The organism is Novosphingobium sp. TCA1, from assembly GCF_009811895.1.
GTDB classification, from domain to species: Bacteria; Pseudomonadota; Alphaproteobacteria; order Sphingomonadales; family Sphingomonadaceae; genus Novosphingobium; species Novosphingobium panipatense_A.
In genome coordinates this window covers 21,354-43,926 of sequence record NZ_BLJH01000014.1, presented here as the reverse complement: position 1 = coordinate 43,926, position 22,573 = coordinate 21,354, and the positions used below count along the sequence as shown (strand labels likewise).

At 65.9% G+C, this 22,573-nt stretch carries 19 protein-coding genes; 6 read left to right on the top strand and 13 right to left on the bottom strand.

The window, feature by feature from the left end; all coding sequences use genetic code 11:
• Positions 1–90: 90 nt before the first annotated feature.
• Genes NTCA1_RS16015 through argH form a run of 4 tightly spaced genes read right to left on the bottom strand, consistent with a single transcriptional unit; the run spans position 91 to position 3,800 of the window.
• Entirely contained in the window at positions 91–870 is a 780-nt protein-coding gene (locus NTCA1_RS16015) for a bifunctional precorrin-2 dehydrogenase/sirohydrochlorin ferrochelatase (RefSeq protein ID WP_133084857.1), read from the bottom strand.
• 13 nt (positions 871–883) lie between these two features.
• Positions 884–2,143 carry a diaminopimelate decarboxylase gene (lysA, locus tag NTCA1_RS16010; protein WP_133084858.1) on the bottom strand — a complete coding sequence of 420 codons (1,260 nt, stop codon included), beginning with the start codon at positions 2,141–2,143 and terminating at the stop codon, positions 884–886.
• A 38-nt stretch (positions 2,144–2,181) separates the two neighbouring features.
• Complete coding sequence (locus tag NTCA1_RS16005) at positions 2,182–2,421, bottom strand: hypothetical protein (protein ID WP_086493060.1); 240 nt, start codon at positions 2,419–2,421, stop codon at positions 2,182–2,184.
• A gap of 5 nt (positions 2,422–2,426) precedes the next feature.
• Entirely contained in the window at positions 2,427–3,800 is a 1,374-nt protein-coding gene (gene argH / locus NTCA1_RS16000) for an argininosuccinate lyase (protein WP_133084887.1), read from the bottom strand.
• A 19-nt stretch (positions 3,801–3,819) separates the two neighbouring features.
• Between argH and NTCA1_RS15995 the strand changes: the two genes are divergently transcribed.
• Entirely contained in the window at positions 3,820–4,416 is a 597-nt protein-coding gene (locus tag NTCA1_RS15995; protein WP_086493059.1) for a TlpA disulfide reductase family protein, read from the top strand.
• A 28-nt stretch (positions 4,417–4,444) separates the two neighbouring features.
• On the opposite strand, the gene NTCA1_RS15990 is transcribed toward NTCA1_RS15995, so the two are convergent.
• From NTCA1_RS15990 to NTCA1_RS15970, 5 genes are read right to left on the bottom strand one after another with little or no spacing between them, the layout of a single operon-like run.
• On the bottom strand, positions 4,445–5,359 hold the full coding sequence (locus NTCA1_RS15990) for a glyoxalase (protein ID WP_133084859.1): 915 nt from the start codon (positions 5,357–5,359) through the stop codon (positions 4,445–4,447).
• Between the two features lie 8 nt (positions 5,360–5,367).
• Entirely contained in the window at positions 5,368–6,726 is a 1,359-nt protein-coding gene (locus tag NTCA1_RS15985) for an SRPBCC family protein (RefSeq protein WP_133084860.1), read from the bottom strand.
• A gap of 45 nt (positions 6,727–6,771) precedes the next feature.
• Positions 6,772–8,010: an MFS transporter gene (locus NTCA1_RS15980; RefSeq protein ID WP_236549377.1), complete on the bottom strand. Its 1,239-nt coding sequence runs from the start codon at positions 8,008–8,010 to the stop codon at positions 6,772–6,774.
• A 1-nt stretch (position 8,011) separates the two neighbouring features.
• Complete coding sequence (locus NTCA1_RS15975; protein WP_133084888.1) at positions 8,012–8,425, bottom strand: EthD domain-containing protein; 414 nt, start codon at positions 8,423–8,425, stop codon at positions 8,012–8,014.
• A 2-nt stretch (positions 8,426–8,427) separates the two neighbouring features.
• The gene (locus NTCA1_RS15970) at positions 8,428–10,038 is read right to left on the bottom strand and encodes an SMP-30/gluconolactonase/LRE family protein (RefSeq protein WP_133084862.1); all 1,611 of its coding nucleotides are present in this window, start codon (positions 10,036–10,038) and stop codon (positions 8,428–8,430) included.
• Between the two features lie 238 nt (positions 10,039–10,276).
• Here NTCA1_RS15970 and NTCA1_RS15965 point away from each other — a divergent pair, with 238 nt between their 5' ends.
• Together NTCA1_RS15965 and NTCA1_RS15960 are read left to right on the top strand one after the other, a co-directional pair.
• The gene (locus tag NTCA1_RS15965; RefSeq protein WP_133084863.1) at positions 10,277–11,203 is read left to right on the top strand and encodes an SDR family NAD(P)-dependent oxidoreductase; all 927 of its coding nucleotides are present in this window, start codon (positions 10,277–10,279) and stop codon (positions 11,201–11,203) included.
• Between the two features lie 116 nt (positions 11,204–11,319).
• Positions 11,320–13,203, top strand: a complete 1,884-nt coding sequence (locus tag NTCA1_RS15960; RefSeq protein WP_236549376.1) for an NAD(P)/FAD-dependent oxidoreductase — start codon at positions 11,320–11,322, stop codon at positions 13,201–13,203.
• 63 nt (positions 13,204–13,266) lie between these two features.
• Here NTCA1_RS15960 and NTCA1_RS15955 read toward each other — a convergent pair whose 3' ends face one another.
• The 4 genes from NTCA1_RS15955 to NTCA1_RS15940 form a co-directional block, all read right to left on the bottom strand.
• Entirely contained in the window at positions 13,267–14,034 is a 768-nt protein-coding gene (locus NTCA1_RS15955) for an enoyl-CoA hydratase/isomerase family protein (protein ID WP_133084864.1), read from the bottom strand.
• A gap of 1 nt (position 14,035) precedes the next feature.
• A complete protein-coding gene (locus NTCA1_RS15950; protein WP_133084865.1) occupies positions 14,036–15,307 on the bottom strand; it encodes an acetyl-CoA hydrolase/transferase family protein in 1,272 nt (423 codons plus the stop codon).
• A 1-nt stretch (position 15,308) separates the two neighbouring features.
• On the bottom strand, positions 15,309–16,214 hold the full coding sequence (locus NTCA1_RS15945; protein WP_133084866.1) for a CoA ester lyase: 906 nt from the start codon (positions 16,212–16,214) through the stop codon (positions 15,309–15,311).
• Positions 16,215–16,329: 115 nt separating this feature from the next.
• Positions 16,330–17,496 (bottom strand): acyl-CoA dehydrogenase family protein, encoded by a 1,167-nt coding sequence (locus NTCA1_RS15940; RefSeq protein ID WP_133084867.1) that lies wholly within the window; start codon positions 17,494–17,496, stop codon positions 16,330–16,332.
• A gap of 151 nt (positions 17,497–17,647) precedes the next feature.
• Here NTCA1_RS15940 and NTCA1_RS15935 point away from each other — a divergent pair, with 151 nt between their 5' ends.
• The 3 genes from NTCA1_RS15935 to NTCA1_RS15925 all read left to right on the top strand — a co-directional run bounded on the left by NTCA1_RS15935 (position 17,648) and on the right by NTCA1_RS15925 (position 22,385).
• The gene (locus NTCA1_RS15935) at positions 17,648–18,874 is read left to right on the top strand and encodes a CaiB/BaiF CoA-transferase family protein (RefSeq protein WP_133084868.1); all 1,227 of its coding nucleotides are present in this window, start codon (positions 17,648–17,650) and stop codon (positions 18,872–18,874) included.
• Between the two features lie 143 nt (positions 18,875–19,017).
• Complete coding sequence (locus NTCA1_RS15930) at positions 19,018–20,793, top strand: thiamine pyrophosphate-binding protein (RefSeq protein WP_133084869.1); 1,776 nt, start codon at positions 19,018–19,020, stop codon at positions 20,791–20,793.
• Positions 20,794–20,963: 170 nt separating this feature from the next.
• Positions 20,964–22,385: an aldehyde dehydrogenase family protein gene (locus NTCA1_RS15925; protein ID WP_133084870.1), complete on the top strand. Its 1,422-nt coding sequence runs from the start codon at positions 20,964–20,966 to the stop codon at positions 22,383–22,385.
• Positions 22,386–22,573: the final 188 nt, after the last annotated feature.

Here is a 22,573-nt window from a genome sequence, read left to right as displayed (position 1 = left end):
TTCGCCGCAAGGGTCGAGGATGCCGCAGGCCCGCGTTTTGAATGAGTTAAATCCCTGAAATCATAAACCCGGATTTAACCGTGCGGGTACTCAGCCCATCCGCAGGACGACGATCAGACCGCCCGCCGCCTGGGTCTGAGCGCCGATCGGGCCACGCGCGGCATCGGCGCGGGCGCGGTCCAGGATCGCAGCGGGGACATCGGCGCCGTGCAGCAGCATGTCTGCCGACCCCAGAAGCCGCGCTTCCCGCAAGGTAAGGTCCTCGGGGTCCGCGCTGCGCAGCACGATCTCGACCCTGCCACCTTCCGGCTCGTCCGCATCGGCCAACCACGCCGCCACCCGTTCCGGCCCGCCTTCTGCCAGGGGATCGAGCGCGCCCCCCTGCCCGAGCGCCGCGTCGAGCGCCTGCCGCCGCTGGCCGGGATCGGGAAAACGCGCCCTCAATGCGGGCCGCGCCGCCAGCAGGCTGCGGGCCAGCACGCCCAGCGATTGCGGCAGCAGGTCTTCGAGCCGCAGGCGCAGCTGCTTGGCCAGCCCCGCCGAAGCGCCGCCCGTGCCGATGGCGACGAGCACAGGCGTCCGGTCGAGAAGCGAAGGCACGGTGAAATCGCAAAGCAGGGGCCGGTCCGGCGCATTGACCAGCAGCCCCGCCGCCTGCGCCTGCCGGACGGCGGCGCGGGCGACCGCTTCGTCCTCTTCCGCGATGAAGGCGATCCGCGCGCCGCGTTCGATGCCCTGTGCTAGGTCGCGAACGACCTGCCCCCCGGCCCGCTCGACCAGCCGCCGCTTCGCCTCGGCCGCCTCTCCGCTGCCGGTCACCACTACCGGACGATCGGCGATGCGGTGGAACAACGGGAGGCTCTCGATCATGGCAGCAGGGCCGTCAGGCGAGCCAGTCCGGCACGGTCTCGGCCGCGAGAATGGTCTCGGGCTCGATACGCGCGGCCACGACCGCCCACTTGTCGCCGTCCACCATGACTTCGGGCACCAGCGCGCGGCTGTTGTAGGTATTGGCCATCGTCGCACCGTAAGCGCCGGCCGTGCGGAAGATCGCCAGATCGCCCGCGCCGACTTCGTCGATCTCGCGGCCCATCGCGAAGGTATCCGAGCTTTCGCAGATCGGGCCGACGATGTTGGCGGTCATAGTCCTGCCGCTGGGCTTCACCGCCGCGAAATCGTGCCAGGCATCGTACATCGCGGGGCGGGCGAGGTCGTTCATCGCCGCGTCCACGACCACGAAGGGATTCACCACGCCTTCCTTCACGCGGACCACTTCGGTCACCAGTACGCCGGAGTTGCCGGTGATCACGCGGCCCGGCTCGAACATCAGGGTGACGCCCCAGTCCTTCGCGACCGAAGTCACCATCGCGCCGTAATCCTGCGGGGTCGGCAGCGAATCGCCTGCCTTGTACGGCACGCCGAGGCCGCCGCCGAGGTCCATGTGGGTCACCGAATGCCCTTCGGCGCGGATCGCCTCCATCAGCTCGCCCATCTTGATGAAGGCGAGGCGCGAGGGTTCAAGGTCGGAAATCTGGCTGCCGATGTGGACGGCAAGGCCCTTCATGTCGAGCCCCGGCAGGCCCGAGAGGCGGGCATAGATCGCGCCCGCACGGTCATAGGCGACGCCGAACTTGTTGTCCGCCTTGCCGGTGGAGATCTTGGCGTGGGTGCGGGCGTCCACGTCCGGGTTGACGCGTAGCGCGCAAGGCGCGCGCAGGCCCAGCGAAGTGGCGATTTCCGCCAGTTCCACGCCCTCTTCCTCGCTTTCGAGGTTGAACTGGCCGATCCCCGCCTTGACCGCGGCGGTCAGTTCGCGGCGGGTCTTGCCGACGCCCGAGAAGACGATGTCGGCGGCCGGAATTCCGGCCGCCAGCGCGCGGTTCATCTCGCCTTCGGAAACGACGTCGGCGCCGTAGCCTTCGCTCGCCAGCAGGCGCAGCACGGCGAGGTTGGGGTTGGACTTCACCGCGAAGGCGATGTGGACGCTGGGCAGCTGCGCCAGCGCCTCGCGAAAGACGCGGGCATGGCGGCTGAGCGTCGCGCGGGAATAGACGTAGACGGGCGTGCCGACTTCGCGGGCGATCGCGGCCAGCGGCACGTCTTCGGCGAAGAGCTCGCCGTTGGTCAGGGCAAAATGGTCCATGGGTGTCTCGGTATCTGGAAGCTTATTCAGCCTGAAAATTATTCTGGAGGCGGAAGATCGAAGGGATCGTCGTTCCGTGGCTCCGAGCGGGTGCGCAATTCGACGCTGCGTTCGGGAATCGCCAGCGTCGGCGTCTGGAGCAGCTCGGTGCTGGCCGGTTTCTGCTCGCGGCCGTAAGGCGCGGGCGGAAGCTGCTGCCCCGGTTTCAATGCCAGCGCCGACCTCTGCCCGCAGGCCGAGAGCGCGAGAAGCAGGATCAGGGCGGCAGTCTTGCGCATCAGGCTCACTCCAGACCGAGCGCGAGCCGGGCTTCGGCTACGCGCAGGCGTACCTGGTCGGGCGCGGTGCCGCCGTGCGATTTGCGCGCGGCAACCGAAGCCTCGACCGAGAGCGCCTTGAATACGCGCTCGTCGATGCGGCTGTCGATGGCCTTGAGGTCTTCCAGCGGCAATTGATCGAGCGCGACACCGCGCTGCTCGGCCAGCTTCACGGCGGAGCCGGTGATGTGGTGCGCCTCGCGGAAGGGAATGTTGCCCTCGCGCACCAGCCAGTCGGCCAGATCGGTGGCGGTGGCGAAGCCCAGTTCGGCGGCGCCGCGCATGCGATCGGTGCGGAAGCGGGTTTCCGCGACCATGCCGGTCATCGCCGCAATGGAGAGCGCCAGCAGACCGGCAGCCTCGAACACCGGCGGCTTGTCGTCCTGCATGTCCTTCGAATAGGCCAGCGGCAGGCCCTTCATGGTGATCATCAGGCTGGTCAGGCAACCGACGATCCGGCCCGAATGGCCGCGCACCAGTTCCGCCGCGTCGGGGTTCTTCTTCTGCGGCATGATCGAGCTGCCGGTGGACAGCGAATCGGGCAGCGCCACGAAGCCAAAGGGCTGGCTGGCCCAGATGATGAACTCTTCGGCCAGACGCGAAAGGTGCAGCGAGCACTGGCTGGCCGCCATCAGGTAATCGAGCGCGAAGTCGCGGTCCGACACCGAATCGAGGCTGTTGTCGGTCGGCGCGTCGAAGCCCAGCGCCTGCGCGGTCATCGTGCGGTCGATCGGGAAGCCGGTTCCGGCCAGCGCCGCCGCGCCGAGCGGGCTGCGGTTCATGCGCCTCCGCGCATCGGCGAAGCGCGAACGGTCACGCCCGATCATCTCGTAGTAGGCCATGAGGTGGTGGCCCAGCGTCACCGGCTGCGCGGTCTGGAGATGGGTGAAGCCGGGCATGATCGAATCGGCATGCTCACCCGCGCGGGAAACGAGCGCCTTCTGGAGCGCTTCGAGCCCCGCATCGGCCTGATCGACAGCATCGCGCACCCAGAGGCGGAAATCCGTGGCGACCTGGTCGTTGCGCGAGCGGGCCGTGTGCAGGCGGCCGGCGACCGGGCCGATCAGCTCGGCCAGACGGCCCTCGGTGGTCATGTGGATGTCCTCGAGGTCCCAGTTCTCGGGGACCCCGGAGACTTCGTACTCGGCCGCAACCTTGTCCAGACCGTCGCGAATCGTGATCGCATCCTCGGCCGAAACCACGCCGCAGGCGCCCAGCATCGCGACGTGCGCTTTGCTGGCCGCGATGTCCTGCCGCCACAATGCCTTGTCGAAGGGGATCGAGGCATTTATCTCGCGCATGATCGCAGACGGTCCACCTTCGAACCGTCCACCCCACATCTGGTTGGAGCCCGCCGCCTTGCTGTCTTCCAAATCGCTCAAGTCGCTCGTCCTGTATTCCGTCGCGGGGGCAGGCGCCCTCCTGATCGCGGGCTGCGATAGGCAAAGCGGCAAGGACGCGCAACAAAAGGCTTCCGAAAGCGCCGCTCCGGCAACACAGGCCGCCGAAAAGCCGACTGGCAAGGTCGATCGCTCGCACAAGGGCGATCCGATGCCCGACGTGACCCTGGTGGACAATACCGGCGAAAGCCTCGACCTCATGTCGCTGAAGGGCAAGCCGCTGCTGATCAACCTCTGGGCCACCTGGTGCGCCCCCTGCATCGCCGAGATGCCGACGCTGGAAGCGCTCGCCAAGGACCCGAACGGCAAGGTCCAGATCCTGCCGATTTCCGAGGATACCGGCGATACCTACAAGGTCGTCGAGATCCTGCGCCGCCGCAAGCTCGACAATATCCAGCCCTGGGTGGACGAGAACGGCGACCTCGGTTTCCAGTACGGCGGCAATCTGCCGGTCACGGTGCTGTTCGACAGCCAGGGCCGCGAAGTCTGGCGCTATACCGGCGGCAACGACTGGTCCTCGCCCGAAGCCGCCAAGCTGCTGGCGGAAGCCAAGTAGGATCGCCCGAGCGTCTGCCCAGCCGGGTTTACGGCTGGGCAGCAAACTCCGCCAGCCGTGATCCCAGCGCCGGATAGCCGGGCGGCGTCGTTTCGGTAAACCAGATCAACCGCCCCTGCGCGGCATCGGGCGCTATGGCGAAGCGATCCTCGACATCGCCGGTCAGCGGCAGGCCAAGGCCGCGCAAGTAATGCGCCGCGCGGCGCGCATCGCGGACCTTGAACGCGAGGTGGCAGATGCCTTTCACGTCGCGGGCATGATGCGCGACAGGGCCGTCTTCCCGGCGATCCGTCAACACTTCCAGCACCGTATCGCCCATCGCGAAGGCCTGACACTTCGCCTCGGGAAGGTCGCGCGGGCCCAACTGCGGCCAGGAAAGTTTCCCGTGGAACAATTCGGCAGCTTTTTCCGGCGAGTCGCACGAGATGCCGATAGCCTGGAGGCCTTCTATCCCGAGCCGATGATCGTCGGCCGGTCGCCATGACGGATCGCGGCGCGGATCGCCCGGCATATCCTGCTTCACGATCTCCAGCCGCATGCCCATGACCTGCCCGCGCGGAACGAGGAAGTAGAACGCCTCCATCCCCGGATCGTAATGCCGCTTGAACCCGCGCGCGGCGAACCATGCGTCGGCCTCCGCCAGATCGCGGACTTTCAGCGCCACGCCGATCCAGCAGTGCGGCGCGGCCGAGCGGCGCAGCATGTCGCCCAGCGGATGGCCTTCCTGCGCCCCGCGACCGGCCGGAGCGATGGGAATCACCATGGTGTCGCCGATCATGAGCAGGCTCTCCTCGCGATCGAGCCCCATCTTCTCCGTTTCCGGCGTGATCAGGATCTCATGCGCGGTGCCCGCCCCGAACACCTCGCGAAAGAAGGCGTCGCAAGCGGGCCGCTGGGCATTATCGGCCAGAGACCAGCTTACGTGGACCAGTGGAAACTGCATGTTCCGGCTCAGTACTTCTCCGGGGAGCCGGTGCCCATGAACCGGGCGAGATTCATGTGCAGCGATGCCACCGATCGCTCCATATAGGGATTGGGCTGCGCGCCCCGGAAACCGACGTTCTTCATGCCCTGCTGGACCGCCGCCATGTTCGCGAAGTCCTGCTGCAACACCGGCGGCCAGTCGGCAGGCGGCGTGTAATCCCACTCCGTCTCGGGCGCCTCGCCCTCTGGCCAGAGTTCGTAGACGGCGGCCTCGAAAATGCACTTGTCCGGGTCGGTGCCGTAGGGCCGCGCCTGATAGCAGAGCATGTTGTTGACCGCGTGCCCGATCTGGAAGTTCGGGAAGATCTGCCAGGCCGTGCCCGCCTGCGCGGTGTGCTGCGGATCGACTTGTGCCCAGACCACGCCGCGCTCCGCGTCTTCCTTGCGCGCGGTGCCGATCCAGTAGGCCGAGACTTCCGCCGCAGGGGTGCCTTCGGGCAGTTCGTCCTTCAGGCGGTTGGCGACGCCGACCAGCGTCATCGTCGTGTTGGTATTGGCGTTGGCCCAGGTGAAATTCTGCATTTCCGCCGTGGTCAGGCGCGGGTCTTCACCGGCGCCGAGGCGGAGTTTGCCGGAGTCCTCTTCCTGCCCCTTCGGCGCATCATAGCCGATGTTGGAATGGAGCCCCTGATTGCGCGCCCAGCCCCGAAACTGGCCGAATTCCATGAATTCCGGGTGCGTGGTGGCGACGTGGTAGGTCTCGCAGAAGGCCTCCATCGCGACCTTCCAGTTGCATTCGAACACCACCCACTTGCGCCAGCGCGGGCGCATGTTTTGCAGGCCATAGGGATCGAGCATGCCCGCCGCCGGGTGCAGATAGTCGGCCAGCGGCATCGAATCGGGGTCCAGATTGATCCAGATCCACCCGCCCCAGGTATCGACCTTGACGACACCCAGGTCGGCCCTGCCGGCACAGAGATGGCCCTGCCAGTCTTCCTGATGCTCCAGATAGGTGTTCGCTCCGTCGAGCCCGAAGGTCCAGCCGTGATAGCCGCAGATGAAGCTGCGACGATGCCCTCGCGCATTGCGTTTTCCGGCCGGGGTATCGATGAGCTTGCGGCCACGATGCGGGCAGACGTTGTGGAAGGCGTGGATTTCGGTTTCGGAGGCGCGGACCACGATCACCGAATCGTCGATGATGTCGAACGTGATGAAATCGCCCACTTCCGGGATGTCTTCCAGTCGCCCGGCCTGGAGCCAGACATTGCGCCACAGCCTGTCACGCTCCGCCTTGGCGTAGTCCGGCGAGATGTAGGCCTCGGCCGGGACGCGGACCGGGACGGTCAGGTCCTCGGCAGCCTGCACGATCCTACCCTGCTCACCCATTGCTTTTTCCATTCTTATTCGCGCGGATTTGCGGCCGTTATCCCACTATTCGCACGCAGCGCCAATCGCCGTGGCGTATTTGCGGTCCCCGCGCGGCAGAGTGCCGATGGCCAGGCTGCTGGCCGCCATCGTGCCGATCGCCAGGTAGAGGAACATCTCGTAGCTGCCCGTTCGGTCATGGATCAGCGCCGCCACCAGGGGGCCGACCGCCGTACCGATCGAGAGCGCCGCCAGCACGCCGCCGTAGAGCCCGCCGAAGTTCCTGAGGCCGAAGTGCCGGGTGATCAGGTAGACCACCACGTCGATCTCCGCCCCCAGGGTCAGCCCGATCAGCCCCGAAGCCAGCGCCAGTGCCAGAAACGAGGTACCCGATCCCAGCAGCAGCAGGCAGCCGATTACCGGCAGCATGAATACCGCCGCGCCCACCAGCGAGGCGGGGAAGCGGTCCAGCAAGACACCCGTCCCCAGTCGCCCGGCGAGCGAGAACCAGCCGACGAACGAGGCGATCGCCGCCGCCGTCATCGCATCCGCGCCCCGGTCCCCCAGGATCGAGACGAAGTGGACGACGATGGCGATGATCGTGAACGTGAACAGCAGGCTGGCCACGAAGAGGCGGTGATAGACGCTGGAGCGCAGCCCTTCCCCCAATGTCGCGCCCGGAAGATCGCGCTTGGCAGGCGCCGGTTCCTTGCGCGCCCCGCGATCGTGCGCGCCGCGAAAGAACAGGAAAATCACCGGGGCCGCCACGACGAACCACAGCCCGCCGTGGACCGCGAAGGCCATACGCCAGCCGAAAGTCTTGATCGCCCAAGTCCCCAGAATCGGGAACAGCCCCGCCGCAATCGACGCACCGCAGAGCGTCACTGCCAGCGCCAGCCCGCGCGATAGTTCGAAGCGCGATGCCACCGCGCTGGTCCAGACCGAGGCCTGCACCGGCAGCGAAACCATCGCGATCAGCCCCCAGAGCAGATACCACTGCGACAGGCTGGCCCCCACCGCGCCGAGCAGCGCGAACGCCACAGTCAGCAGCACGATACCGATCACACCGAAACGGCGCGGGCCAAAGCGGTCGACCGCAAGGCCGATGAAAATGCCGCCGATAGCCTGCACCAATGTGGCGATGGTCAGCCCGAAGGTGACTTCGGTGCGGCTCCACCCCATCGCTTCGGCCACCGGGCCGATGTAGGGGCCGATGCCGTAGATATGGATCACGCTGGTCGCGTAGCCGAGCCCGGCCGCAACCGGCACCAGCCCGAACTGCCGCCACTCGTCACGTGCGGACACGTCAGTCACCGTAGGAAAGCTCGACCCGCGTCGCCTCGCCATTCGGCCCCATCGGCGAATCGTATTCGATGCAGGTGCAGACCGGGTTGGCGTGGCTGGCGAACAGTTTCTCCTCATCCGCCTTGGTCATCGGCAGACGCGCGGGATCGCTGATGATCGCCTGCGAGCGTTCGAAATCCTCGCGGCTGTTCCACCAGATTTCCATCACGCAGTCGTAGCCGGGATCGTGCACTTCGCCGGTGATCGGGTTCTTCTCCGGCACCAGATAGCGCCGCACATAGCGCACCGCGCCGGGGATCGCCGGTGCCGCGCCCATCTTCTTGGCAAGCTGCGAGTGCTGGTTCTCGTAGTAGTCCATGAACTCGTCCATGGTCATGTCGGCGCGCTTGCGGAAAAAGCATAGCTGTTTGAGCATGGTCACGCCCTCCTGAGTGCGAGCACGGTGCCTTCAAGGTCGCCGCAGATCCACACGGTGCCATCCGGCCCCACGTCGAGCCCGGTCATGTTGCCCATCGGCCCGCACATGTGGCCCACACCGCCGAGCGGCTTGGGATCGGTGCCTTCCGGCGGCCCGACCGGCAGACCCAGTGCGATCACTTCGCGCGCGCCGCCCGAAAGGTCCGACTGCACCACTTCGCGGCGCTTCACGTCGAGCACGGTGATTCGGCCATCGCGGATCGCCAGCCCCTCGGGCCGGACCAGATCCTCGATCACCGCTTCCGCGCGCCCGCCGACCAGCTTGACCACCCGGCCCGCGCCGCTTTCCGCGACATAGACCGTGCCGTCCCCGGCCACCGCGACGCCCTTGGGACGGTCGAGCCCGGAGACCAGCTCCTCCACTTTGCCGCCCGCAACCGAATGGACCTTGCCGGTGCCGTATTCGGCGAAGACCACCGCGCCAGAGGGGGCAATCGCCACGCCCATCAGCTGGTCGAACCCGCTGGCCAGCAGCTCCATCGACGGCCCGGCGGGATGGAACTTCGCGACTTCGCCACTGGCGGTCGTCACGATCATCTCGCCCGCTCCCGCCGCGACGACACCGCGCGAATATCCGGGGAAGTTCGGGCTGAACAGCATGCCTTCCAGCTTCACCGCCTCCCCCGCGCGCAGCGAGAAGACGAAGCCGCCATCGGCGATCCACAGCACCCCATCCGCGCCCATCGAGACATCGAGCGGCCATTGCAGGCCCTTCTCGATCAGCGGCTTCACCAGACCGCCCGCAGCCTTGGGCGTGGTGATCTCATGGATCGAGCCGAGAATGTGCGAGATGAACAGCCGGTCGCCCACGAATGTGCAGTTGTCCAGCCCCGCGCCGATATCGGCCAGCACCGTCTTGGCGCCGGTGCGCGGATCGATGCGCAGCACTTGCCCGCTGGCGACCTGGGTGGAGACGATCATGCCCTCTGCATCGAACTTCACCGAATCGGGCACGCCCAGATCGCCGCAGACCACTTCGGGCTCCCCGCTGCCGTCCAGATTGACGCGCCAGATCGCATTGGCGCCCATCACCGGCATGTAGAGCTTGCCGTCAGGGCCTACCTCGAAGGCGTTGGGCATCGGCACATTGTCCGCGATCACGCGCGGCGCGCCGCCGTTCCGGTCCAGTTCGAGCACTTGCGCGCCCATTTCGCAGCCCCCCGCGATCAGGCGGCCCTGCGAATAGGTGATCGGGTTGGCGACGGGCAAGTCGCCGTAGACGACCGCACTGGTGCCGTTCGGGCGCAGCACCGAAACGCGGTCCTCGGTGATTTCGGTGGCGTAGAGGTTGCCCTCCTCATCGAAGGCAAGATCATCAGGCGCGGTGATGCCGCCGCCCATCGGGCTGATCACTTCCACCGCGCCGCTGTCGGGATCGACCGCGCTGATCTGGCTGCCGCCCACTTGTGCGACGTAGATCCGGCCATCCGCCCCGGTGCGCAGGCCATTGGCGCTATAGAGCCGCGTCGGCGGCGTCATGCGGTGCAGCATCCAGCCTTCGGCCGGGCGGGCGGAGACGACGCCGTGGTTGCGTCCTGCGGGTTCGAGCATCGGTGAAATCGTCCTCTCGTCCGGCGCTCTTGCGGCCGTTCTTTTCCCTTCGAGCCTATCCAGCACACCCGAAGCAGGCAACGCGAGGACCCGGGCCAGAGCCTCTCGGGCACGTACTATCGCCCCGGCGACGTTCACAGGGCTTTGTTCGATTGCCCCGCCCTCCCCCGTGCGCATATTCGATCGTCAGACGGAAAAGAGACCGCCTCCATCAGAGACGGTCAGCCGGGAGAGTTCCATGGAAGAGATGCGCTTTGATGGCCGCGTGGCCGTGATCACCGGAGCCGGACGCGGGCTTGGCCGGGCCTATGCGCTGCTGCTGGCCACGCGCGGGGCCAAAGTGGTGGTCAACGATCTGGGCGGCGCGATCCGGGGCGATCTCGACGCACCGGGCGCGGATATCAGTGTGGCGCAGAGCGTGGTGGACGAGATCGTGGCGGCGGGCGGCGAGGCCATCGCCAATACCGATTCCGTCGCCACGCCCGAAGGCGGCAAGGCCATCGTCCAGGCCGCGCTGGACAAGTGGGGCCGGATCGACGTGCTGGTCCATAATGCCGGCAACGTGCGCTACGGATCGATCCGCGAGCTTTCCAGCGGCGACCTACACGCCGTGCTCGACGTCCATCTGCTGGGCGCGTTCCATGTGGTGCAGGCGGCGTTCGGGCCGATGTGCGACGCCGGGTACGGCCGCATCGTGCTGACCAGTTCGGTCGGCGGGCTCTACGGCAACGAGCGCTGCGTGAACTACGGCATCTCGAAGTCGGCGATGCTGGGCCTGAACAACATCGCCGCGCTGGAGGGTGAAGCGCACAATGTGAAGTGCAATGTGATCGTGCCCGGCGCAGTGACGCGCATGGCCGAGGGGCTCGACATCTCGCAGTATCCGCCGATGGAGCCCGAACTGGTCGCCCCGGTGGTCGGCTGGCTTTCGCACGAGGATTGCCCGGTGACCGGCGAGATGATCGCATCGATGGCGGGCCGCGTGGCGCGGATGTTCGTTGCGGAAACCGAGGGCGTCTATCGCCCGCACTGGACGATCGAGGATGTCGCGGCGGCGTCCGACGCCTTCCACGACAAGGCGAAGCTGCACGATTTCGGGCTCCACGGGCATATCGATCACATCGGCTACTCGTTCAAGATGGCGACTGCTGGAGCCGACGCTTGAGGGAACGCCCGATCATCACTAATAAACAACACTGTTGACAACTAACGGGCCGCTGCGCCAGATTCAGCGGTAACGGGCGACCGGAGCAGAGTCGCCGCCAAGAGGATGCCCATTCGATGGAAATGACCTGCCTCAAGTCCGATGTGCCAAGCCCTGAGGAACTCGATATCCCGGCGCTGAAGGCGAAGTATCGTCAGGAGCGCGACAAGCGCATGCGGCGCGAGGGCGGCGAGCAGTATGTGCGGCCGACCGACGACTTTTCGGACAATTACGCCCACGATCCCTTTACCCCGGTGGCCGAGCGTGAGCCGCTGGTGGAGGATATCGACGTCGCCATCCTCGGCGCCGGGTTCTCGGGCATTCTCGCCGGTTATCACCTGCACAAGCAGGGCGTTTCCAACGTGCGCAACATCGATCACGCGGGCGGCTTCGGCGGCGTGTGGTACTGGAACCGCTATCCCGGCGTGCAGTGCGACAACGATGCCTACTGCTATCTGCCGCTGCTGGAAGAGACGGGCTTCATGCCCAGCAAGAAGTTCTCTGACGGCTGGGAAATCCAGCAGTACTGCCAGGACATGGCCGAGCGTTTCGACCTTACCGACAAGGCGCTGTTCCACACGCTGGTCACCGGCATCCGCTGGGATGAGGGGCTGAAGCGCTGGCACGTGACCACCAATCGCGGCGACGACATCCGCGCGCGCTTCGTGGTGATGGCGGGCGGCGTGATGAACATGCCCAAGCTGCCGGGCATCCCCGGCATTCACGACTTCAAGGGCAAGATGTTCCACACTAGCCGGTGGGAGCATGACTATACCGGCGGTTCATGGACCGCGCCGGAGCTGGAAAAGCTGCGCGACAAGCGTGTGGCCATCGTCGGCACCGGGGCAACTTCGGTCCAGGCGGTGCCCTATCTCGCCAAGTATGCGAAGCACCTCTACGTGCTGCAGCGCACGCCTTCGAATATCGACGAGCGGCCCAATCCGCCGACCGATGCCGCATGGGCGGCCTCGCTCCAACCCGGCTGGCAGCAGGAGCGCATGGCGAACTTCCACCGCGCCGCGCAAGCCTTCTTCATCCCCGGCGAGCCCGACCTGATCTGCGACATCTGGACCGAGATCAGCCGCAACCTCGCCATCGAACTGGGCGAGGAAGGCTGGCCCGCGCTCGATCCGCTGGAATTCATGGATCGCCGCGAAGTAGTGGACTTCCAGGTGATGGAACGCCTGCGCCGCCGCGTGGATTCGATCGTGGAGGACAAGGACACGGCGGAGAAGCTGAAGCCCTACTTCCGCTTCATGTGCAAGCGGCCGCTGTCGAACAACGATTACTACCCGGCGTTCAACCAGCCCAACGTCACGCTGATCGACGTGTCCGGCACGCAGGGCGTGGAGCGGATGACCGAGAAGGGCTTCATCGCCGATGGCGTGGAGCACGAAGTGGACCTGATGATCTTCGCCTCCGGCTTCGAAGTGACCAGCGACCTGAAGCGCCGCTGGGGCATCGACACCGTGGAAGGGCGCGGTGGCAAGTCGATCTACGACCACTGGACCAATGGCGCGAGCACGTTCCACGGCGTGATCACCGATGAATTCCCGGCGATGTTCACCATGGGCTACATCCAGGGCGCGACGAACTCCTCCACCACCGAGCAGTTCGGGCGGCAGGCGGAGCATATCGCCTTCATGGTGGGCGAAACGCTGCGCCGGGGCGCCAGCACGATCTCGGCCACGAAGGAGGGCGTCGAAAGGTACTGCGCGCACTGCAAGGAGAACGAAGTCGACATGTCCGGCTTCCAGAACGATTGCACGCCCAGCTACTTCAACAACGAGGGCGACAAGGAACTGAAGTGGGCGCTGTTCCGGGGCTATCTGGCCGGTTGGGACGCCTTCCGCCAGATGCTGGCCGACTGGCGCGCAGGCGGCACCCATGAGGGCGTCACGTTTGAAGATGCTTCATCTTCGCCCCACCAGGCGAGCGCTACCGCGGAAAGCGCGCTTTAAGTGCGCTAAGGCGCCGCGGATAGACGATACCTCTCCTCATGTCCTGGTCGGGAGAGGTTTCGTCTATCGCCCTTTCCATACCGGCTTGCGCTTTTCCGCGAAGGCACGCGGGCCTTCCTGCGCGTCTTCGCTGCTATAAGTGTGCTCATGTGCCGCACGCGCGGCTGCAAGCGCGGCGGAGCGGCCCATTTCGGTCGAAAGCATCACCGTCTCGCGCGCGGCCTTTACCGAGAGGGGAGCGCCTTCCAGCACTTCCAGCGCCAGTTCGATGGCCGCGTCCAGCACCGCGCCGGGCTCGGCAAGGCGGTTGACGAGGCCGATCTCGTAGGCACGCTGGGCGGTGATCGGCTTTCCGGTCAGCATGATCTCCATCATGATCCGCTGCGGGATCATGTGGATCAGCGGCGAGGCCCAGGGGCTGCCGCGACCCACCTTCACTTCGGTAATCGCGAACTTCGCATTGGTGCTGGCGACGCAGAGGTCGCAAGCCTGCGCGATCATCCAGCCGCCGGCGAAGGCGTGGCCGCCCACGGCAGCGATGGTCGGCTTGGTCAGTTCGATGGTATCATAAGGCAGCGCGTAGAGGTCGCGCGGCGGCACCGCCATTCCGGTTTCGACCATCTCCTTCAGATCGCCGCCTGCGCAGAAGGCCTTGTCGCCGCTGCCGGTGAGGATGGCGATGCGGGCGGAGGCGTCGGCCTCGAACGTCGCCCAGGCCTCGCGCAGCCCTTCGCGCACTTCGCGGCTGAGGCAATTGCGCTGTTCGGGGCGGTTGATGGTGATGACCGCGATGCCGTCGTCATGGGCATCGTAGAGGACAGCTTGAGTCACGTTAGAAGCCCCTTTTCTCGATCTCGTGGGCGGTGCGCGACAGGTCTTCGCGGAAGTCGGGATGAGCGATGGCGACCAGCCGCTTCGCGCGTTCGGCCAGAGTCTGGCCCTTCAATTGCGCCGCGCCGTATTCGGTGACGATCACGTCCACCTCGGTGCGCGCGGTGGTGACGGGGCCGGAAAGGGTGGGGACGATCTTGCTCAGTGTGCCGCCCTTGGCGGTGGAGGCCAGCACGATCAGCGAGGCGCCGCCCGGCACGCGCGATCCGGCGCGGACGAAATCGACCTGCCCGCCGGTGCCACCGAGGTAGGTCGCGCCCGATTGCTCGGCATTGACCTGCCCGGTGAGGTCCACTTCCAGCGCGGCGTTGATCGTCACCAGCCGGGTCAGCTGGATGATCGGTTTCACACCGTGGGTGTAGCTGCTGGGCGCCATGCGGATCGCCGGATTGTGCGCGGCCCAGTCATAGAGCCGCCGCGTGCCGATCAGCGCACCGTTGATCGAGATGCCCCGATCGATCTCCTTGCGGGCATTGGTCAGCACGCCGGCTTCGGCAAGATCGACAAGGCCGTCACCCAGCATGCCCGAATGGACGCCAAGGTCGCGGCGGTCGTGCAGCAGGCGCAGGATCGCGTCCGGCACCGCGCCCACGCCGGTCTGCAGCACCGCGCCGTCACCGATGAATTCGGCGCAGTGGCGTGCGATGGCTTGGTCGGTGGGGCCGATCTTCGCAGGCGCCACTTCCACGGGCGCGCGGCTGACGTGGACGGCCACGTCGATCAACGCGCCGGGGATCGTCTCGCCCGGAACGTAAGGCACCTGCTCGTTGACTTCGGCGATCACGAGGCGGGCCTTGTCCACCGCCGCGCGGACGTAGTCGGAGATCAGGCCGCAGCTGTGGTTGCCCTGCGCATCGGCCGGGCTGACCTGAATCATCGCCACGTCGCAGGGCATGATCCCGGCCTCGATCAGGCAGGCGATCTGGCTGACGTGGACGGGGATGACGTCGAGCGCATTCGCCTTGGTCATGCTCCGCAGCGCGCCGATCGCGCCCATGCTGGAGAGGCGGAAGGCGCGCGCGCTTTCGGGCGTGAACAGGCCGGAAAAGCTGGTGGCGATGAAGGCGTGGAGGCCGCCGATGGCCTCCCCCTGTTCGATCAGCGCTTCCACCAGCGTGGTCGGCTCGCCGCAGGCCTGGCCGAACACGATGCGGTCACCCGGTTTCAGGAACCGCGAAAGGTCGAGTTCGGATGCGGCAAGCCGAAGCGTCATCTTACAGCTTCCCTGCCTGCCGCAGCAGCCGTTCGGCGCGGGCGAGGTAGGGACGGTCGAGCATTCCGCCCTTCCAGCCGATAGCGCCCACGCCCGGATTGGCGGCGAAAATATCGACGATTTCCTGCGCCTCGGCGATCTCGGCCTCGGTCGGCGTGAACGCCTCGTTGATCACCGGAACCTGCGCCGGGTGGATCGCCATCATCCCGCGATAGCCGTCGCGGCGGACCTTTTCGGCGCGGGCCTTGAGTGCTTCCAGATCCTTGAAGTCGGCGCTGATCGTCTCGATCGCGGTGACGCCGGCGGTCGCCGCGCCCAGCACGGTCAGGCTGCGGGCCAGTTCGTAGGTGAAGGAGTACGATCCGTCCGCATTGCGGTTGGACGATGCGCCGATGGAATCGGCCAGATCTTCCGCGCCCCAGGTCAGCGCCACCACGCGCGGGGCGCCCTTGTAGTCGCCGGTGTGGAACATCGCTTCGGCCGTTTCGGTGATCAGCACGATCACCGGGGTCGATCCCTGTTCGATGCCGTTCGCCACTTCCAGCGCTTCCAGATAGCGGTCCAGCGTCTCCACATCCTGCCGGCCATAGACCTTGGGCAGCATGATCCCGCCGGGACGCGCCGGCATGATCGCCACGAGGTCGTCCAGCGTGTGCGGCCCGTCCAGCGGGTTGATACGCACCCAGAGACGGCCGCGCTGTTCGGGGTTGGCCTTGATGAAGTCATGCACCATCGGGCGTGCGGCGGCCTTGGCATCGGGCGCGACAGCGTCTTCCAGGTCGATGAGGACGATGTCCGCCTCACCCTCCATGGCCTTGGTCATCTTCTTCTCGCTGTCGCCCGGCGCGAAAAGCCAGGAGCGGGCGGCGATAGGGCCATGTTTCGGGGTTTCGTGGATCACGGGCATGTTCTCTCCAGTCGTCATCCCAGCGAAAGCTGGGATCGCGGGCGGCCATGCCCCGCGCTGCCGATTACGATCCCAGCTTTCGCTGGGATGACGGGGTTTCTCAAGTGGAGCGGCGTCAATAACTCTTGGGCAGTTCCAAAACCCTCTCGGCGATGAAATTCATGATCTGGTGCGGGCTGACCGGCGCGATGCGCGGGATCATCACTTCGCGCAGGTAACGCTCCACATGGTATTCCTGCGCATAGCCCATGCCGCCCATCGACATGACGGCGGTCTGGCACGCCTCGAACCCGGCCTCTGCGGCCAGATACTTGGCGGCATTGGCCTCCACGCCGCAGTCCAGCCCCTTGTCGAACAGGGTGGCGGCCTTGAACACCATCAGGCTGGCGGCCTCCACCTGCATCCACGCCTTGGCAAGCGGGTGCTGGATGCCCTGATTCTGGCCGATCGGCCGCCCGAACACCACGCGTTCGCGGGCATAGCGGGAGGCGCGCTGGATCGCGACGCGGCCGAGGCCCGTAGCCTCCGCACCCAGCAGCACGCGTTCGGGGTTCAGGCCCTTGAGCAGGATGCGGAAGCCCTGACCTTCTTCACCGATCAGATCCTCGTCCGGGATGAACAGGTCGGTGATGAACATCATGTTCGATCCCACCGCGTGGCGGCCCATCTTCGGGATGATCCGCGTCTCGATGTGGTTGCGATCGAGCTTGGTGTAGAAAAGGCTGAGGCCCTCGGTCTTCTTCTTCACCTCTTCCAGCGGGGTGGTGCGGGCGATGATCAGCATCCGGTCGGCCACGTGGGCCTGCGTGATCCAAACCTTCTCGCCATTGACGCGGTAGCCGCCCGGCACCTTTTCGGCGCGGGTCTTGAGGCTGGTGGTGTCGAGGCCGGTGTTCGGCTCGGTCACGGCGAAGCACATCTTCTCCTCGCCCGAAAGGATCGGCGGGATCATGCGCTGCTGCTGTTCCTCGGTGCCGAACAGCATCACCGGCTCCAGCCCGAACACGGGCAAGTGGATGGAGGAGGCCGCGCTCATGCCGCCGCCGCTTTCCGCCACCGCCTGCATCATCACCGCTGCTTCGGTAATGCCCAGCCCTGCGCCGCCCACGCTTTCGGGCATGGCGACGCCCAGCCAGCCGGCATCGGCCATCGACTTGTGGAACTCGGTGGGGAATTCGCCGCTGCGATCCTTTTCCAGCCAGTACTCGTCAGAGAACTGCGAACAGTGCTTGAGAACCGCCTCGCGGATGTTCTGCTGGTCGTCGGTAAAGGCGAAATCCATGGCAATCCTCTTGTCTTCCCGCTGACCGAACTAGCAGCGCGGCCCATCGCTCACAACCATCATCGTGCCGATATGCGTCCAGCAAACGCAAATACGAATGGTTTTCGCTCCGGCGGTGCGTTACCCATAGGCTAACGAGAAGGAGAGGGCCTTGACCGCGAGCAAGGAAAACAAGGGTAAGGGGGCGGCAGGTGGACCGCTGGCGGGGCTGCGCGTGGTGGACCTTACCAGCGTGGTCTTCGGCCCCTATGCCACGCAGATCATGGCGGACATGGGCGCCGAAGTGATCAAGGTGGAGCCGCCGGAGGGTGACAATACCCGCTGGATCACCAAGGGCCCGGTGCCCGGCATGGGCGGCATCTACGTCAATGTGAATCGCGGCAAGCGTGGGCTGATGCTCGATCTGCGGCAGGATCGGGACCGCGAATCGCTGCGCCGGCTGATCGCCACGGCGGACGTCTTCATCCATTCGATGCGCGGCAGCGCGATCCGCAAGCTGGGCTTCGACTACGAAGCGGTGCGCGCGATCCGGCCGGACATCGTCTACACCAATTGCTACGGCTATTCGCGGCGTGGGCCGGAGGGCGACAAGCCCGCCTATGACGATACCATCCAGGCCGAATGCGGCATCCCGCATGTGCAGGGCCTGATGAATGGAGAACCCGGCTATGTCGCCACGATCATGGCGGACAAAGTGGCGGGCCTCCACGCGCTCTACGCGACGATGATGGCGCTCTATCATCGGGAGCGTACAGGTGGCAGAGGGGCGGGAGAGGGGCAGGAAGTCGAAGTCACCATGTTCGAGGCGATGACCTCGTTCATGCTGGTGGAGCACGCCAACGGCGCGATGTTCACGCCGCCGACCACGCCCGCGCACTATCACCGCGCGGTCGAGCCCAACCGGCGGCCCTACAAGACCAAGGACGGCTACGTCGCGGCGCTGGTCTACAACGACAAGCACTGGAGCGCCTTCGTCGAATCGGTGCAGCCGGAATGGGCGCGAGGTGAACTGGGTGATGAGTTCTCCACGCTGGAAAAGCGCGCGCGCCAGATCGGAAGAGTTTACGGGCTGCTGGGCGAAACGTTCCTGACCCGCACCACGCAGGAATGGCTGGATACCCTGCGCGGCCTGCACATCCCCTGCGCGCCGCTGCGTTCCACCGACGAGCTTTTCGATAACGCGCACCTGAACGCCATCGGTTTCTTCGAAGACGTCGAGACCGAGCAGGGCCCGGTGCGCTTTCCCGGCGTGCCGACGTGGTTTTCGGCCACCCCCGGCAAGGTTCGCGGACCTGCGCCGACACTCGGGCAGGACAACGAAAGCGTCCTGTCCGAACTCGAAAGCGTCGCCCCGGCGATAGCAGTCGATTCGAAGTAAACAGTACTGTTGATTTCACCTGACAGCGTCCCGAGGCTTGCGCTAACCACCTGTTCAAGCCGGGCGCTGCGATAGCGGTGGAGGGGCAGGTCCCCCCGAGAACCGCCGGCAACGATATTGGGATCGAGAAGGAAGGCACCACCATGTACGACGACCAACCGCAGGCCGAAGCACCGGCAAAGGCGCGCAAGGGCACCCCGGTCTACAAGCGCATTCTCGACCTGTTCGAGGCTGAGGGCATCAAGACCCTGTTCGGCATCCCGGACCCCAACTTCGTCCACCTGTTCCTGGAAGCGGAAGCGCGCGGCTGGACCGTCGTTTCGCCGCACCACGAAGCATCGGCCGGCCACATGGCGGCTGCCGCTGCGCGCATCACCGGCAAGCCGGCACTCTGCATCGGCACCCTCGGGCCGGGCATGGCGAACATGATGCCGGCGGTGCAGTGCGCCAAAGTAGAGAACGATCCGGTGATCTTCATGGGCGGCCAGCGCGCCCGCATCACCGAGCGCCGCGTGCGCCGCGGCCGCATCCAGTTCGTTCGGCAGGAGCCGATGATCGAGGATTCGGTGAAGTTCTCCAGCTCGATCGAATATGCCGACCAGACCGATGAAATCGTCCGCGAGGCGATCCGCGTCGCCATGTCGGGCACGCCGGGGCCGGCCTATATCGAATACCCCGCGCACGTCATTCTCGAAGAACTCGACCTGCCGCCGGTGCTGCCGCCGCATCGCTACCGCCTGACCATGCAGGGCGCCGATGGCGACCGCATTGCCGAAGCGGCCGAGATCATCCGCAATGCCAAGAACCCGGTGCTGCTGGTCGGCCACGGCGTCTACACCGCCAAGGCGGGCGCTTCGGTCAAGGAACTGGCCGAACTGATGCAGTGCCCGGTGATCCAGACCTCGGGCGGCACTTCGTTCATCGACGGGATCGAGGATCGCACTTTCCCCTACGGCTTCTCGGAAGCCTCGATCGACGCCGTCGTCGAAAGCGACTGCTGCGTGGCGCTGGCCACCGAACTGGGCGAGCCGAGCCACTATGGCCGCTGGCGCCACTGGGTGGACAACGAAGCCAACCGCAAGTGGATCTACGTCCAGCAGGACCCGACCGCTATCGGCGTCAACCGCCCGATCGACGTGCCGCTGGTGGGCGACGTCCGCGCCGTGGTGCCGCAGCTCGTCCGCGCGCTGAAGGATACCCCGCGCAAGGCTGCGCCGTCGCTGGCCGAATATATCCAGCGCGATGCCGATCAGCTTGTCGAACTGGCCGAGGAAGCCGCGACCAAGCCCGATGGCTCGACCGCGAAGATGCACACCAGCCAGTTCGTCACCGAAGCGACCAAGGCCTTCCCGAAGGACGGCATCCTGATCCGCGACGGCGGCGCCACCGTGATCTTCCAGTGGACCTACTCGCAGGCCAAGCCGCATGACGTGATCTGGAACCAGAACTACGGCCACATCGGCACCGGCCTGCCCTATGCCACCGGCGCCATGCTTGCCGACCAGGCAGAGACGGGCAAGGTCCGTCCGGGCATGCTGCTCACCTCGGACTCGTCGTTCCTGTTCCACGTCGGCGAACTGGAAGTGGCGGTGCGCAAGAACCTGCCGTTGGTGATCGTGGTTGGCGTCGACTTCCAGTGGGGCCTCGAAGTGGGCGTCTACAAGCGCACTTTCGGCAAGGGCACCAAGGAAACCGGCGTCCACTGGTCCGACAAGGTCCGCTTCGACAAGATCGCCGAAGGCTTCGGCGCAGCGGGCGAATATGTCGAGAAGGCGGCGGACATCAGCCCGGCCATCAAGCGCGCTTACGAGCGTGGCGGCTGCACCGTGATCCACGTGCCGATCGACCCGGCCGCGAACTCGGAAGAAATGCCGAATTACTCCGAATTCCGCACCTGGTATGCCGAGGGCACGCAATAAAGCGCATTTTCCCCCTCCCCATCAGGGGAGGGGCAGCGAGACTTGGGGATCGCGAAGCGGGCCCCTTAGTCGCAGCGGGGTGGGGGCAAGCCTCTAGCGCAACGCTTGGACGAAAGCCCCCACCCCAACCCCTCCCCTGAAGGAGAGGGGCTTTCGGGAGAGAGCCAGTCATGCGCAATTACACCCAGTTCTACATCGACGGTCAGTGGGTCGATCCCATCGCGCCGCGCACCGCACAAGTCGTCAATCCGGCCACCGAGGAAGTCTCCGGCACGATCTCGCTGGGGTCGGCTGCCGATGTCGACAAGGCCGTCGTCGCCGCGCGCCGCGCCTTCGCCACGTTCGGGGAGACGAGCGCGAAGGAACGCCTCGACCTGCTCGAAGTGATCCTGGCCGAATATCTGAAGCGCGAAACCGAACTGGGTGAGGCCGTCAGCGAGGAAATGGGCGCGCCGATGTCGCTCGCCTGCGGGTTCCACACGCTGCTGGGCAAGGGCCACCTCTCCACCGCGATCGAGGTGCTGAAGGAATTCAAGTTCGAGGAACAGCGCGGCGTCACCCTGATCCGCAAGGAGCCGATCGGCGTCTGCGGGCTGATCACGCCGTGGAACTGGCCGATGAACCAGACGTGCGTGAAGATCTTCCCCGCACTTGCCGCCGGTTGCACGATGATCCTGAAGCCGCCGCAACTCGCCCCCTATTCGGCGCAGATCCTTGCCGAAATCCTGCACGACGCGGGTGTCCCCGCTGGCGTGTTCAACATGGTGCAGGGCAAGGGCAGCGAGATCGGCACCGCGCTCTCCACCCATGAGGACGTGGACATGATCTCCTTTACCGGCTCCGAACCGGTGGGCGTGCAGATCCAGAAGGACGCCGCCGACACGGTCAAGCGCGTCGGCCTCGAACTCGGCGGCAAGTCGGCCTGGATCGTGCTCGACGACGCCTCGCTCGCCGCCAATGTGGCCGCCGCCACCGGGGGCATGATGGGCAATTCCGGCCAGACCTGCTCGGCCGGATCGCGCCTGCTGGTGCCCAGCGCGCGCATGGACGACGCCATCGCCGCCGCCACCGAGGCCGCGAACGGCGTGACCGTGGGCGATCCCAAGGGCAATTTCGCGATGGGCCCGGTCGTCTCCAAGAGCCAGTACGAGATCATCCAGGGCTACATCGAAAAGGGCATTGAGGAAGGCGCGAAACTGATCGCCGGCGGCCCCGGCAAGCCCGAGGGACTGGACAAGGGCTACTACGTCAAGCCCACCGTCTTCGTCGGCACCAATGACATGGTCATCGCGCGAGAGGAAATCTTCGGCCCGGTGCTTGTCATCATCGGCTACGACGATGTGGACCACGCGGTTGAAATCGCCAACGATTCCAACTTCGGCCTGGGCGGCTACGTTTCGGGCGAGGACCTCGACGCCGCCCGCGCCGTCTCGCGGCGCATGCGCACCGGGGCGATCTGGGTCAACGGCGGCTTCGACTTCCACGCGCCCTTCGGCGGATACAAGCGTTCCGGCAACGGCCGCGAGTGGGGCGAGCACGGTTTCGCCGAATATCTGGAAGTGAAGGCCGTGATCGGATGGAATCCGGCCTGATCGCGATTCGCAACCACCGGCGGGATGCATCGATATCCCGCCGGCGGCACAGCATTAAACTGTTGCAATCCTACAACGGGCCGCCGCGATAATTCCGCCGATCCATCATTACAATCCATGTTAAGAGCTGCGTAAATCTCTTCGCGTACCGCCGCCGCAAACGCCCCGTCCTGTCCCGGCCGGGCCGA